Annotated in this window: 14 protein-coding genes; 2 read left to right on the top strand and 12 right to left on the bottom strand. The window is 61.4% G+C overall.

The window, feature by feature from the left end; genetic code table 11:
* Nucleotides 1–125: 125 nt before the first annotated feature.
* The 11 genes from pcaC to pcaR all read right to left on the bottom strand — a co-directional run bounded on the left by pcaC (nucleotide 126) and on the right by pcaR (nucleotide 11028).
* Complete coding sequence (gene pcaC, locus PSH86_RS06775) at nucleotides 126–518, bottom strand: 4-carboxymuconolactone decarboxylase (protein WP_109755800.1); 393 nt, start codon at nucleotides 516–518, stop codon at nucleotides 126–128.
* A gap of 10 nt (nucleotides 519–528) precedes the next feature.
* Complete coding sequence (pcaD, locus tag PSH86_RS06770; RefSeq protein WP_305488779.1) at nucleotides 529–1329, bottom strand: 3-oxoadipate enol-lactonase; 801 nt, start codon at nucleotides 1327–1329, stop codon at nucleotides 529–531.
* A 12-nt stretch (nucleotides 1330–1341) separates the two neighbouring features.
* Nucleotides 1342–2706: a 3-carboxy-cis,cis-muconate cycloisomerase gene (locus PSH86_RS06765; RefSeq protein WP_305488776.1), complete on the bottom strand. Its 1365-nt coding sequence runs from the start codon at nucleotides 2704–2706 to the stop codon at nucleotides 1342–1344.
* Between the two features lie 45 nt (nucleotides 2707–2751).
* Entirely contained in the window at nucleotides 2752–4047 is a 1296-nt protein-coding gene (locus tag PSH86_RS06760; protein WP_109755792.1) for an MFS family transporter, read from the bottom strand.
* Between the two features lie 192 nt (nucleotides 4048–4239).
* Complete coding sequence (pcaG, locus tag PSH86_RS06755) at nucleotides 4240–4806, bottom strand: protocatechuate 3,4-dioxygenase subunit alpha (RefSeq protein ID WP_109755791.1); 567 nt, start codon at nucleotides 4804–4806, stop codon at nucleotides 4240–4242.
* A 1-nt stretch (nucleotide 4807) separates the two neighbouring features.
* The gene (gene pcaH, locus PSH86_RS06750) at nucleotides 4808–5512 is read right to left on the bottom strand and encodes a protocatechuate 3,4-dioxygenase subunit beta (RefSeq protein WP_116831638.1); all 705 of its coding nucleotides are present in this window, start codon (nucleotides 5510–5512) and stop codon (nucleotides 4808–4810) included.
* A gap of 37 nt (nucleotides 5513–5549) precedes the next feature.
* On the bottom strand, nucleotides 5550–6755 hold the full coding sequence (gene pcaF, locus PSH86_RS06745) for a 3-oxoadipyl-CoA thiolase (protein ID WP_176689583.1): 1206 nt from the start codon (nucleotides 6753–6755) through the stop codon (nucleotides 5550–5552).
* Entirely contained in the window at nucleotides 6752–7534 is a 783-nt protein-coding gene (locus tag PSH86_RS06740; protein WP_176689584.1) for a CoA-transferase subunit beta, read from the bottom strand. Before PSH86_RS06740 ends, pcaF begins: the two co-directional genes overlap by 4 nt.
* Nucleotides 7528–8388, bottom strand: a complete 861-nt coding sequence (locus tag PSH86_RS06735; protein ID WP_109755787.1) for a CoA transferase subunit A — start codon at nucleotides 8386–8388, stop codon at nucleotides 7528–7530. The genes PSH86_RS06740 and PSH86_RS06735 overlap by 7 nt, the downstream gene beginning before the upstream one ends.
* A 310-nt stretch (nucleotides 8389–8698) precedes the next feature.
* Nucleotides 8699–10045, bottom strand: coding sequence for an MFS transporter (locus tag PSH86_RS06730; protein ID WP_163855045.1), 1347 nt, complete (start codon nucleotides 10043–10045; stop codon nucleotides 8699–8701).
* Nucleotides 10046–10185: 140 nt separating this feature from the next.
* On the bottom strand, nucleotides 10186–11028 hold the full coding sequence (gene pcaR, locus PSH86_RS06725) for a pca regulon transcriptional regulator PcaR (RefSeq protein WP_003184507.1): 843 nt from the start codon (nucleotides 11026–11028) through the stop codon (nucleotides 10186–10188).
* Between the two features lie 564 nt (nucleotides 11029–11592).
* On the opposite strand from pcaR, the gene PSH86_RS06720 reads away from it, so the two are divergent.
* Entirely contained in the window at nucleotides 11593–11793 is a 201-nt protein-coding gene (locus PSH86_RS06720; protein WP_003198635.1) for a hypothetical protein, read from the top strand.
* A 366-nt stretch (nucleotides 11794–12159) separates the two neighbouring features.
* Nucleotides 12160–13635 (top strand): inorganic phosphate transporter, encoded by a 1476-nt coding sequence (locus tag PSH86_RS06715; protein WP_109755785.1) that lies wholly within the window; start codon nucleotides 12160–12162, stop codon nucleotides 13633–13635.
* A gap of 253 nt (nucleotides 13636–13888) precedes the next feature.
* On the opposite strand, the gene ccoM is transcribed toward PSH86_RS06715, so the two are convergent.
* The gene (gene ccoM / locus PSH86_RS06710; protein WP_025212288.1) at nucleotides 13889–14005 is read right to left on the bottom strand and encodes a cytochrome c oxidase subunit CcoM; all 117 of its coding nucleotides are present in this window, start codon (nucleotides 14003–14005) and stop codon (nucleotides 13889–13891) included.
* Nucleotides 14006–14140: the final 135 nt, after the last annotated feature.

Raw genomic sequence — 14140 nt, 5'->3', positions numbered from 1 at the left:
TACTCACTGAAGATCCAGTGTGGGAGCGGGCTTGCTCGCGAAGGCGGTGGTCCATCCAACATCATCGCCAACTGGCCCACCGCTTTCGCGAGCAAGCCCGCTCCCACAGGAATTAGCGGTGGATGTTAAGACCGGGATTCGACACCCAGCTCATCCCACACCGACTCGGCCAGGTGGAAGGTGGCGTTGGCCGCCGGGATGCCGCAGTAGATGGCGCTCTGCATGATCACTTCCTTGATCTCGCTGCGGCTCACGCCGTTGTTGGCGGCGGCGCGCAGGTGCAGCTTGAGTTCCTCATTACGGTTCATGCCGATCAGCATGGCGATGGTGATCAGGCTGCGGGTGTGGCGCGGCAGGCCCGGGCGGGTCCAGATGTCGCCCCAGGCGTGACGGGTGATCATCTCCTGGAATTCGCTGTTGAACTCGGTCAAGGCATTGAGGCTGCGGTCGACATGGGCATCGCCCAGCACCGCGCGGCGTACCTGCATGCCTTCGTCGTAACGTTGTTTCTCGTCCACAAAAAACTCCTCAGGCTCGGCCAGAATCAAGCAGGAAATCCAGCACCCGGGCGCTGAACGCAGCGCCGGCCTGGACGTTGGACAGGTGCGCGGCATAAAACTCGGCGTACTCGGCGCCACTGACCCGCTCCTGGATAAAGTGCCCACCCGACGGCGGCGTCACAGCATCTTCAGTGCCGGCAATCACCAGCAGCGGCACCTGGATCGACGACAGTTGCTCGCGAAAATCGGCATCGCGCACCGCCGCACAGTTGGCCGCATAGCCCTGGGGCGAAGTGGCGGCGAGCATGTCAGTGATTTGTTTCACCGTCGCAGGCTGCGCCTCGGCGAAGTCTGGGGTAAACCAACGGGCAATCGAGGCATCGCGCAACGCCACCATCGCCGCCTTGCCATCACGCAGCACGGTTTCGATGCGCGGGTTCCATACCGAGGGGTCACCGATCTTCGCGGCAGTGTTGCACACCACCAGTTTATGTAGCCGCTCACCGGCATTGATCCCCAACCATTGGCCGATCAACCCGCCCATGGACAAGCCACAGAAATGCACCTTGTCGATGCCCAACTGATCAAGCATCGCCAGCACATCGCGGCCCAGTTGTTCGATGCTATAGGGCCCTTCGGTGACCAGCGACTGGCCATGGCCACGGGTGTCAAAACGCAATACGCGAAAGTGTTCGCTGAAAGCCGGGACCTGCGCATCCCACATGTGCAGGTCAGTGCCGAGAGAGTTTGAAAGCACCAGCACCGGGGCGTCTTGCGGCCCGTCCAATCGGTAATTCAGATCGCCCTCGGCGAGTTTGACGAATCCCACAACAATCTCCTTTCAGGCGTTCAAGGCAAGGTGTTCGGCCACCGCTCGGGCGACCCAGGTCTGGGCCTGGCCGAGGTAGTGAGCGGGGTTGAGTAGATGATCGATTTCAGCAGCGGACAACTGTGCAGTGACCTGGGGTTCGTCCCCCAACACATCGCGCAGATGCCGTTGTTCGGCCACGGCACGCTTGCAACATTGCTCCAGCAGATGATGCGCCGTGTCGCGCCCCACCCGCTGGGCCAGGACGATGCTCACCGCTTCGGCCAGCACCAGCCCCTGGGTCAGTTCCAGGTTGCGGGCCATGCGCGCCGCGTCGACTTCCAGCCCCTCGGCCAGCAATCGCGCCTGTTGCAAGGCACCGGACACCAGGCAGCAGATCTCCGGCAGGGTTTCCCATTCGGCGTGCCACAGGCCCAGGCTGCGCTCATGTTCCTGGGGCATGGCGCTGAACAATGTCGACAACAGGCCAGGCACTCGCGTCGCTGCGCTAATCAGCACCGCCGCGCCCACCGGATTGCGTTTGTGGGGCATGGTGGACGAACCGCCCTTGCCCGGCGCCGACGGTTCGAACGCTTCGCCAGCCTCGGTCTGCATCAACAGGCTGATGTCGCGGCCCAGCTTGCCCAGGCTGCCGGCGATCAAACCCAACACCGAGCCGAACTCCACCAGGCGGTCGCGCTGGGTGTGCCACGGTTGTTCCGGCAGGTTCAGTTGTAGCTCGGCAGCCAAGGCTTCGGCGATGGGTAAGGCGTGTTCGCCCAAGGCGGCGAGCGTTCCAGAGGCGCCGCCAAATTGCAGCACCAGCAAGCGCGGCTTGAGTTCTTTCAGACGTTGCCGACTGCGGGTGATCGCCCCCAGCCAACCGGCGATTTTCATACCCAGGGTCACCGGCGTGGCATGCTGCAACCAGGTACGCCCGGCCAGCGGAGTGGCGGCGTAGCGTTCGGCTTGGCGGGCCAGGGTGCCGGCCAGCTGGGCCAGTTCTGCCTCGATCAAGCCCAACGCCTGGCGCAGTTGCAGCACCAGCCCGCTGTCCATCACGTCCTGGCTGGTTGCCCCCAGGTGCACGTAGCGTTCGGCTTCAGCATCCTCGGCGGCGATGCGTTTGCCCAACGCCTTGACCAGCGGGATCGCCGAATTGCCGGCACCGGCGATCGCTTCGCTCAAGGCCGAAAAATCGTAAAGCTGGGCACGGCAGGCCTGCTCGATTGGCGCCACCGCGCTCTGGGGAATCAAACCCACCCGCGCTTCGGCCCGGGCCAATGCCGCCTCGACGTCGAGCATGGCCTGGAGCCGGCCCGCATCGCAGAACACCTCGCGCATGTCGCGGGCGGTGAAGTAGGCATCGAACAGTTGATTGCCCAGTCGGTCGCTCATAAACAGTCCTTGGGAGCGCCGGCCTCAAGGGCCGGCGCAGTTGAGTCAAAGGTCGTGATGCAAGTATGCCGGTTGCTTGGGCAGGCGCAGGCTGAACAGGAACGCCACCACCATCATCACCGTGACATACCAGTAAAAGGCGTTCTCCATGCCCTGTGCCTTCAGGCTCAAGGCGACGTACTCGGCCGAACCGCCAAAAATCGCATTGGCCACCGCGTACGCCAACCCTACTCCCAGCGCCCGCACTTCAGGGGGAAACATTTCCGCTTTCACCAGGCCACTGATCGACGTGTAGAAACTGACGATCGCCAGCGCCAACGTAATCAGGACGAACGCCAGGAACGGGCTGCTGATGCTTTTGAGGGTCAGCAGGATCGGCACCGTGCACAACGCCCCCAGGCCACCGAACCAGAGCATGGAATTACGCCGGCCGATCTTGTCCGCCAGCATGCCGAACAGCGGCTGCATGCACATATAGAGGAACAACGCACCAGTCATGATGTAGCTGGCGGTCTTGGCGTGCAGGCCGGCGGTGTTCACCAGGTATTTCTGCATGTAGGTGGTGAAGGTATAGAAAATCAGCGAGCCGCCAGCGGTGTAGCCCAGCACGGTGATGAACGCGGCCTTGTGGTCGCGAAACAGCGCCGCGATGCTGCCGGCGTCCTTGTTCTCGCGCATTTCCTTGCTGCTGGTTTCCTTCAGGGAGCGCCGCAGGAACAGGGAGATCAACGCAGCCAGGGCGCCCACCACGAACGGGATCCGCCAACCGTAGGCGCGCAGTTCGTCCTCGTTGAGAAACTGCTGCAGGATCACCACCAACGACACCGCCAGCAGTTGCCCGCCGATCAGCGTCACGTACTGGAACGAAGCAAAAAAACCACGCTGGCCCTTAAGGGCGACTTCGCTCATGTAAGTAGCGGTGGTGCCGTACTCGCCACCCACCGACAAACCTTGTAGCAAGCGCGCGAACAACAGCAGCACCGGCGCCCAGACGCCGATGTCTTTATAGGTGGGCAGGCACGCGATGAGCAACGAGCCGAAGCACATCATCAGCACCGAAATCATCATCGAATTCTTGCGCCCGTGACGGTCCGCCACCCGGCCGAAAATCCAGCCACCGATGGGTCGCATCAGGAACCCGGCGGCGAACACACCTGCCGTGTTGACCAGTTGCACCGTGGGGTTGTCCGACGGAAAAAACGCCGGCGCGAAATAAATCGCACAAAACGCATAGACATAGAAGTCGAACCATTCGACCAGGTTGCCGGATGAGGCACCGACGATGGCGAAGATGCGCTTGCTGCGTTCTTCACCGGTGTAGTGGCTGATTGGGATGGTCATGGGCTATTCACTCGTTGGGGACTGGACAGAGTCTAGACACACTTCGTAACAGTCCCGTTCCACAGTATTGCATTGCCTGTGCCGCCGCCATGTGGGAGCGAGCCTGCTCGCGATGAGGGCGGCACATTCAATAATGGATGCAAGCTGACCCACCGCTATCGCGAGCAGGCTCGCTCCCACAGGTGTAATCACTCAATAATCGAAGAACACCGTCTCGGCATCCGTGCCCTGCAGGATCACGTTCCACTGATACACACCCGAGGCATCGGGTTTGCTCACAATGGTGGCACGACGTTCCTCGGGCACGCAGGCCAACAGCGGGTCGGTTTCGTTGGTCGGCTCGCCATCGAAGTAGATGCGCGTCAGCAAATGCTTGACCAACCCGCGGGCGAACACCAGCACTACCAGGTGCGGTGCCTGGGTCGTGCCGCTCAACCCTGGCACTGTGCCCGGCTTGATGGTGGTGAAGCGAAAGCGCCCTTCAGCGTCCACCGGCACCCGACCGAAGCCTTCGAAATGCGGGTCCAGGGGCTTGTCCTGGTCGTCTTCGGGGTGGGCGTATTTACCGGCGGCGTTGGCCTGCCAGACTTCCAGCATGGCGTCGTTGACGAATTCACCATTGCCGTCGACCACCTGCCCGGTGATCGCCACGCGTTGGCCAAGGGTTTGGGCAACAGTCAGGTCTTCACGGTTCAGCCAGGTCAGGCCGATATGGTAGTAAGGGCCAACGGTGTGGGATGTGGTGGCGGTGAGCGTCATCTTATTTCTCCATCGGCGTGGCATCGCGGCCGCGCAAGACGATGTCCCAGCGGTAACCGAGGGCGTAGTGAGGGACGGTTTTTTCCAGGTCGAAACTGGCGATCAGGCGTTCCTTGGCGCTGGTGTCCGGCACGCAGTTATAGATCGGGTCGTAGGCCAGCAACGGATCGCCGGGGAAATACATCTGCGTCACCAGGCGCGTCAGAATGCTCGGCCCGAACAGTGAGAAATGGATATGCGCCGGGCGCCAGGCATTGTGGTGGTTGCCCCACGGATAAGCACCGGGCTTGATGGTCTGGAACTGATACCAGCCGTCGGCGTCGGTAATGGTGCGACCGGTGCCGGTGAAGTTCGGGTCCAGCGGCGCGTCATGGTTGTCACGGTCATGGTTGTAGCGACCGGCGGCGTTGGCCTGCCAGATCTCCACCAGGATGCCCGGCACCGGCTGGCCGTGCTCATCCAGCACCCGTCCGTGAATGATGATCCGTTCCCCCAACGGCTCGCCGGCATGCTGGGCGGTCAGGTCGTTGTCCTTCTCCTGCACGCGGTCGGCGCCTATGGTCGGACCGGTGATCTCCGACAGCGAGTGAGGCAAATACACCAACGGCTTGGATGGCGAGCGCAGGTTGGTGGACTGGTACGGCGGGTGCAGATACTCCGGCTGGGTGCCCGCTTGAGGGCGACGATAACCAGGCTTGTCAGTCATGTAGCATTCCTCGGTTTCTTATTAGTAGAACGACGCGTCAGACGCGTTCGATTGCCAATGCCAGACCCTGGCCGACGCCGACGCACATGGTCGCCAGGCCTTTCTTGCCACCGGTCTTTTCCAGGTGGTGCAGCGCCGTCATCACCAAGCGCGCCCCGCTCATGCCCAACGGATGGCCCAGGGCAATGGCGCCGCCGTTAGGGTTGACCTGCGGCGCATCGTCCGCCAGCCCCAGTTCGCGCAGCACCGCCAGGCCCTGGCTGGCGAAGGCTTCATTGAGTTCGATCACATCGAAATCGGCGACCGCCAGGCCCAGGCGCTCAGTGAGCTTGCGCACCGCCGGCACCGGGCCGATGCCCATCACCCGTGGCGCCACGCCGGCACTGGCCATGCCCAGCACTTTGCCCCGTGGCGTCAGGCCGTGTTTCTTCACCGCTTCGGCCGACGCCAGGATCAACGCCGCCGCGCCATCGTTCACACCCGAGGCGTTGCCAGCGGTGACGGTCTTGTCCGGGCCATTGACCGGTTTGAGTTTGCTCAAGGTTTCCAGCGTGGTGTCGGCGCGAGGGTGCTCGTCCTGCTCGACCACAGTTTCGCCTTTCTTATGGGCAATGCGCACCGCAACGATTTCCTCGGCGAAAAATCCTGCGGCCTGGGCCGCTGCCGTGCGTTGTTGGCTGCGCAGGGCGAAAGCATCCTGGTCGGCGCGCGACACGGCGTAATCGTCGGCCACGTTGTCCGCCGTCTGTGGCATCGCGTCCACACCGTACTGGGCTTTCATCAATGGGTTGATGAAGCGCCAGCCGATGGTGGTGTCTTCCAGTTTCATGTTGCGCGAGAACGCCGAGTCGGCCTTGCCCATCACGAACGGTGCGCGGGACATCGACTCCACGCCGCCAGCGATGGCCAATTCCATTTCCCCGCTGGCAATGGCGCGAAACGCCGTGCCGACGGCGTCCATGCCCGAGGCACAGAGGCGGTTGAGGGTCACCCCGGGAATGCTCTCTGGCAGACCTGCCAGCAACAGCGCCATGCGCGCCACGTTGCGGTTGTCTTCACCCGCCTGGTTGGCGCAGCCCAGGAACACCTCGTCCACCGAGCTCCAGTCCACCGATGGGTTGCGCTCCATCAGCGCCTTGATCGGCACGGCCGCCAGGTCATCGGCGCGCACGGCGGACAAGCCGCCGCCGAACCGGCCGATAGGGGTTCGAATCGCATCACAGATATACACGTCGCGCATCAGGCTTCTCCCGGTGCCTGGCCGTGGGCCGCCGCGGTACGAGCTTCAAGATCGCGCAATGCGCGCAGCTCCACCTCGGTCGGTTCGGCGGTGGTTTGCACCTGGTCGGCGAAACGGATCGCCCACCCGGTGGCGGCAATGACTTGCTCGCGGGTCACGCCGGGGTGCAGCGCGGTGACCACGAACTCATGGCTGCCGGCTTCCGGCTCCATGATGCACAGGTCGGTGATGATCCCCACGGGACCGGCACCTGGCAGGCCCAAGCGCTTGCGCGAATCGCCACCCTCGCCATGACCGACCGAGGTGATGAAGTCCAGCTTGTCGACAAACGAACGTGCCGACTGCTTGAGGATGATCAACACGCTCTTGGCCGAACCGGCGATTTCCGGTGCGCCACCAGCACCCGGCAGGCGGACTTTCGGCTGATGATAGTCGCCCACCACCGTGGTGTTGATGTTGCCGAAGCGGTCGACCTGGGCAGCGCCGAGGAAACCGACGTCAATACGCCCGCCCTGCAACCAGTAGCGGAAAATCTCCCCGGTCGGGACGACGGTATCGGCGGTTTCCGCCAGCTCACCGTCGCCAATGGACAACGGCAGCACGCTGGGCTTGGCACCGATCGGACCGGACTCGTAGATCAGCACTACATCCGGCGACGAGGTCAGCCGCGCCAGGTTGGCCGCTTTCGACGGCAGGCCGATGCCAACGAAGCATACGGCGTTGTTCTGCAAGCGACGCGCCGCGGCGACGGTCATCATTTCATTGGTGGAGTAAGTCATGATTTCACCTGCGAAGCGGCTGCCAGTCTGGCCTGGAACTCACTGAAATCCTTGGTGCCATGGATGTATTCATCGATCCATGCAGTAAACGTCTCACGATCCCGGGCGATCGGATCCCACGCCTGGTAGAAACGATTGTCACGTTCGGTGTAGCCATGGGCGTAGGACGGATGGGCCCCGCCCGGTACCAGGCACACGGCGCTCAACGCCCAGGTCGGCAGGACACAGGCGTTCATCGGCGCATTCAGGTCGTCGACGATTTCCTCCACGGTGACGATGCAACGCTTGGCGGCCAGGGCGGCTTCTTTCTGCACACCGAGAATGCCCCACAGCAACACATTGCCCTTGCGGTCGGCTTTCTGGGCGTGGATCACCGTGATGTCCGGGCGCACCGAAGGTACGGCGGCCAGGACTTCACCGGTGAAGGGACAGGTCACGCTCTTGATCAACGGGTTGACCTTCGGCAGGTCGGAGCCGGCGTAGGCCCGCAACACCGCGAACGGTAGGCCGGAGGCGCCAGCGACGTAGGCGTTGGCCAGGTCGGCATGGCTGTGTTCCTCGATCTCCAGCGGGTGCGGCCATTGTTTCTCCACTGCATCGCGCAGGCGGTGCAACGACCCGACGCCAGGGTTGCCGCCCCAGGAAAAAATCAACTTGCGAGCACAGCCGGCGCCGATCAACTGGTCGTAGATCAGGTCAGGCGTCATGCGCACCAGGGTCAGGTCTTTCTTGCCCTGACGAATGATTTCATGACCCGCCGCCGTCGGAATCAGATGAGTGAAGCCTTCGAGCGCGACGGTATCGCCGTCGTTGACGAATTGCTTCACCGCGTCGTGCAGCGAAAGGATTTCAGCCATGGGGCAGGCTCCCGTTTTCCAGTAGACCGACATGAAGAAAAAGGCGCGAGGTTAGGCGCCGGAGTGACTGAAGATTAAGCTGCGGGAAAAGGCCGAACAATCCGATAATCGACTGAGTGTTCGTTTATCGAACAGATTGTTGTTTGGCTATCTATTTACTCTCACGTCGAAAACATACAGAGACCGTGGCGAGGGAGCTTGCTCCCGCTGGGGCGCGAAGCGACCCTGACTTTAGGGCTGCTACGCAGCCCAGCGGGAGCAAGCTCCCTCGCCACAGGTATGGACTCAGGGTTTCGTGCAGGTGAATAACTCAGGTCGCATCCGCATGGCTGACCATGCCCTTGATCACCACCGCCGTGGTCGCCAGGGCCGCCGGGATCACCAAGGCGGTCAGGACCTGTTCGAAATTCCAGCCCAGGCCCAGCAGGGTCGCGCCCATCCAGGCGCCGAGGATTGCACCGAAACGACCGATACCCAGCATCCACGACACACCGGTGGCACGGCCCTGGGTCGGGTAGAAACGCGCGGCCAGGGATGGCATCGCCGATTGCGCGCCGTTGACACACATGCCCGCCACCAGCACTAGCGTGGCGAGCAAGGTGATGTTGCCCAGGCTCTGCCCCACCGCGTAGGCAAACAGCCCGGCCATCAGATAGAAAAGGCCGATGACCTTGTGCGGATTGAACCGGTCCATCGCCCAGCCCACCCCGACAGCGCTCAACACGCCGCCAAACTGAAACAACGCACCGATAAACGCAGCTTGTTCCATGCTCGCGCCGCTGTCGCGCATCAGGGTCGGCAACCAACTGGTCAACAGGTAGACGATCACCAGGCCCATGAAATAGGTCAGCCACAGCAATAACGTACCGACGCTGTAGGTGCCGGAGAAAATCACCGCCAGCACGTTGCGGGCCTTCACGGTTTTCTGTTCCGGCACACTGAAGCTCGCCGCTTGGGCGACGATGGCCGGATCGATCGGCGCCAAGGTCTTGCGCACTTTGTCGCTGCCGCGATTGCGCACCACCAGGTAACGCGCCGACTCCGGCAGCCACAACAGCAGGACGACCGTCAGGATCAATGGCAGGATCCCGCCGATCAGCAACAGGCTGTGCCAGCCGAACGCCGGGATCAGCTTGGCGGAGATGAACCCGCCGCCGGCCATGCCCAGGTTGAAGCCGCAGAACATGCTGGTCACCAACAGGGATTTCTTGCGCTCCGGGGTGTATTCCGAGAGCAAGGTGGTAGCGTTCGGCATCCCGGCGCCTAATCCCAGGCCAGTGAGGAAGCGCAACACCAACAATTGATCGACGCTGGTGCTGTAGGCCGACGCCAGGCTGAATGCGCCAAACAGCAGGACCGCGCCCACCAATACGACTTTTCGCCCGAAGCGGTCAGCCAATGGCCCGGAACCCAGCGCGCCGAAGACCATGCCGATCAGCGCGGCACTCATCACCGGGCCAAGGCTGGCGCGATCGATCCCCCAATCCTGGGACAGGGCCGGGGCGATGAAACCCATGGCCGCCGTATCGAGGCCGTCGAGGAAGACAATCAGGAAACAGAGAATCACCACCCGCCATTGGTAGCGCGAAATGGGCTGGGCATTGATGAAGGACTGCACATCGAGGCAGGAGCCTACGGAGGTCTGGGGCTGGTTCATTTTATTTTTATTCCACGCAAGAAACGCAGGCGAACGGACAGAGACCGGCGAAACTCGCCGGATGACGCTGCGCGACATTAATGAGGCCAGGCAAAGACCGTCAATTCATCGCCGCTGACTGTGTGCGTTTATCGAACAGCTTAAGTGAACAGCTGCGCGCTCAAGTCGCGACTGGCCCCCAACAGACCGGGCAGGAAGCGTTGTTCCAACTCATTGCGGCTGACCCGTCCGGCGTGGGTACTGACATTCAGTGCCGCTACCACCTGGCCGGAAGCGTCGTAGACCGGCACGGCAATCGAACGCAGGCCCTGCTCCAGTTCCTGGTCAACGATGCACCAGCCCTGCTGCCGTACCTGTTGCAGGCACTCAAGCAACGCTTCGGGGGTGTGCAAGGTCCGGCTGGTCTTGGCTTGCAGGTCGGCGTGGTCGAGGTAGTCACGCAACGATGCATCATCCAGGGCGGCCAGGAGAATCCTGCCCATTGAAGTGCAATAGGCTGGCAGACGCCCGCCAACCGATAGATCGACCGAAATCAGGCGCTGGGTGGTGGCGGACCGGGCGATATAGAGGATGTCGTCGCCTTCGAGCGTCGCCATGTTGCAGGCTTCGTGCAATTGTTCGCTCATGCGGTCCAGGTACGGCTGGGCGGAAACGGCCAGGGGCGTCGAGGACAGATAGGCGTGCCCCAGGGTCAGCACTTTGGGCAGCAGCGAATAGGTGCGCCCGTCCGTGGTGGCGTAGCCAAGCTTGATCAAGGTATGCAGGCAACGCCGGACGGCGGCGCGAGGAATTTCCGTGCGGTGGCTGATCTGGGCGATCGTCAGGTGCCGCTTGCGCTCCTGGAAGGCCTGGACTACGGCCAACCCGCGGGCCAGGGACGTCATGAAGTCGGGATCACCGGTCAGGGCCTGGATCCGTTTGGCCGGCGAGGCGACGATCGGTGGCGCGACTGAAGTGAAGGCATTGCGCAATTGGTCGTTCATGTCTGGTCCTTCCCCGGGAATGACGGCTATTACAAGCGGCTGCCTGACGGATCGACAAGAGCCGGACCGCCAACAGCGTTCGATTATCGAACCAACGACCGATAATCGCAATCCTGTCGCCAGCCGGCGAACTCGCGATAACAAGTTGAGCGACAGTGGCAGCGGTTTGAGGTGAAGAATGCGGGCGATATTGAACTTGTCGCCTTGAACGGTATCAGGATACCGGCACTCGCCAGCATCTTCTGAAACCTCATTGACACAAGTTTGGACATACAAACATCGACTCACACAACAGCAGGCCCTTTAAATTTTTCCCGATAGTGTTATTCAGCTAGACCGCTATAATGCAATTCAGCGACGGTGCGGCCAATCGACCGCTCCCATACGCAGGCGCCGTGGTTTATACCGTGGTGCCCGAAGCATCTTCAAGGATCGCTTCCCCTGTATTGGCAACAACACGAAGCCCTGATGCTACGTCAGCTGTCAGCTCTGGTGCCGTGGCCGTCTGCATGTCTACATGCAGTGCGTATCACCAGATTCAATTTCAATTAATTAGGTAGAACTGTGACGAAAGACGAACTGCGCGCGGAACTTGAGCGCCAGGAACAACGTTACAAGGAAGTTTACGGCGGGGAAATCACCACCTACGCCGCGCAACCTGAACCGGAACGCAAACCCTGGCGTAAGCGCGCCACCGTTCAGGACCAGGCCTTCACCCAGGAACTCCAGAAGATGGAAAAAGAACTCAAAGCCGAAGAGCAGTGACGCTCTGGGCCAGATGTTCTTGTGAAGAGGTCTCCGGTCGCCACCCAGGCTGGAAACCGTAGTGCACGCCCGCCATGAGCGGGCCGCCATCCTTTCCCCGCCCGACGGCTGGGAAGCGTCTATGGCCGACCTTCTTTCAGATATTTCATACAACCGCGTGAGGCGCTCGTCAGCTTGCGACGATCCTGTTCGGGTGCGCTTTGCGCCCCTGAATCAAAGGGTTACGTACCCCGCGGAAAACCTGGCACCAGAGGCTTTCCTACAAATTATTTCGTTGAAGAATGTTACCGATGAGCAGGCAATGCATCGATTGCCAAGGTTTTCTGGCATAATCGCGCCCCCTTACGACCGGGTCAGAAAACCTTCATGATCGATTTATTCAGCGGACTGGATGCTTGGGTGCTTGTGAGCCTCTTGCTCGCCCTGGCTTTTGTCCTCGCCTTCGAGTTCATCAACGGCTTTCATGACACCGCTAACGCGGTTGCCACTGTTATCTACACCAAAGCCATGCCGCCCCATCTGGCGGTGTTCTTTTCCGGTGTGTTCAATTTCCTCGGTGTACTGCTGGGCGGCGTGGGGGTGGCGTACGCCATCGTTCACCTGCTGCCCGTGGAGCTGCTGATCAATGTGAACACCGGACACGGGCTGGCCATGGTGTTTTCGCTGCTCGCAGCGGCCATCACCTGGAACCTGGGCACCTGGTACTTCGGTATCCCGGCGTCCAGCTCCCATACCTTGATCGGCTCGATCCTCGGCGTGGGCCTGGCCAACGCGTTGATCAACGATATCCCGTTGGCCGACGGGGTGAACTGGCAGAAGGCGATCGATATCGGCGCCTCCCTGGTGTTCTCGCCCATGGCCGGCTTCCTGATCGCCGCCCTGGTGCTGATCGGCCTGAAGTGGTGGCGTCCGCTGTCGAAGATGCACAAGACGCCGGAGCAGCGCCGCAAGATCGACGACAAGAAACACCCGCCGTTCTGGAACCGCCTGGTGCTGGTGATCTCGGCCATGGCCGTCAGCTTTGTCCACGGCTCCAACGATGGTCAAAAAGGTATCGGCTTGATCATGCTGGTGCTGATCGGCATCGTGCCTTCGCAGTTCGTCCTCGACCTGAGCAGCACTACCTATCAGATCGAACGGACCCGCGATGCGACCTTGCACCTGAGCCAGTTCTACCAGCGCAACAGCGAATCCCTGGGGGAATTCCTGGCTCTGGGTAAAAGCGTGGAAGGCGATCTGCCGGAGAAATTCCGCTGCAACCCGCAACAGACCGAACCCACCATCGACGCGCTGCTCAGCACCCTCAAAGGTGTGGCGGACTACCATTCGCTGCCGTCTGAAAGCCGTATCGAAGTACGTCGCTACCTGCTCTGCCTGGATGACACGGCGAAGAAGGTCGGCAAGTTGCCTGGCTTGGCCGCCCGTGAAAAAGACGACCTGAACAAGCTGCGCAAGGACCTGACCGGTACCACCGAATACGCCCCGTTCTGGGTGATCCTGGCGGTCGCCCTGGCGCTGGGCCTGGGTACCATGGTCGGCTGGAAGCGTGTGGTGCTCACCATCGGTGAGAAGATCGGCAAACAAGGCATGACCTACGCCCAGGGTATGTCGGCCCAGATCACCACCGCGTGCATGATTGGCATGGCGAACATCTTCAGCCTGCCGGTCTCCACCACTCACGTACTGTCCTCGGGCGTGGCTGGCACCATGGTCGCGAACAAGAGCGGCCTGCAAGGTGGCACCGTGCGCAACATCCTGCTGGCCTGGGTATTGACCCTGCCGGCAACGGTGGCGCTGTCGGCCGGGTTGTTCTGGCTGGCGTCCAAGGCCTTGGGTAGCTGATTCCCGCGGCTTACAAAAAAGGTGCGATCCTTGCGGGTCGCACCTTTTTTTATGCCCAAAACCACCACTTTCCTTGTGGGAGCGGGCTTGCTCGCGAAGGCGTTGGGTCAGCTACCTGTACAGTGGTTGACACACCGTTTTCGCGAGCAAGCCCGCTCCCACAGGAGTTCGGTGTAGGCCTGAAAAATCGCCAAAAAAAAGGGCGACCGAAGTCGCCCAAAATGCCTTGCGTGCTCGTTGTAGCCGGAAAGACCTACGGTTTTTTCCGCTTGTGTGCGTCTTTCCAGATGAATAATCCAAAGCCTGCGAAAAATACGAACATGAGGCCGACCGTCAACACCCCGGCAAACACCACATTATCGAAAAACATGACCGACCTCCTGGTCTTGCCCCTGTTGCGATGGGTTCAAGTTAACCAATCAGGCCTGGATGAAAATTGACCGGGGTCAATAACGCCCGCAACGGGGCGCGAAGGTGGGAAAACAACTGATCTGCATCAATAAAT

Source organism: Pseudomonas sp. FP2300 (assembly GCF_030687595.1).
GTDB lineage: Bacteria > Pseudomonadota > Gammaproteobacteria > Pseudomonadales > Pseudomonadaceae > Aquipseudomonas > Aquipseudomonas bijieensis.
The sequence above is the reverse complement of the archived record's forward strand: the minus strand, read 5'-3'. Positions and strand labels throughout refer to the sequence as shown.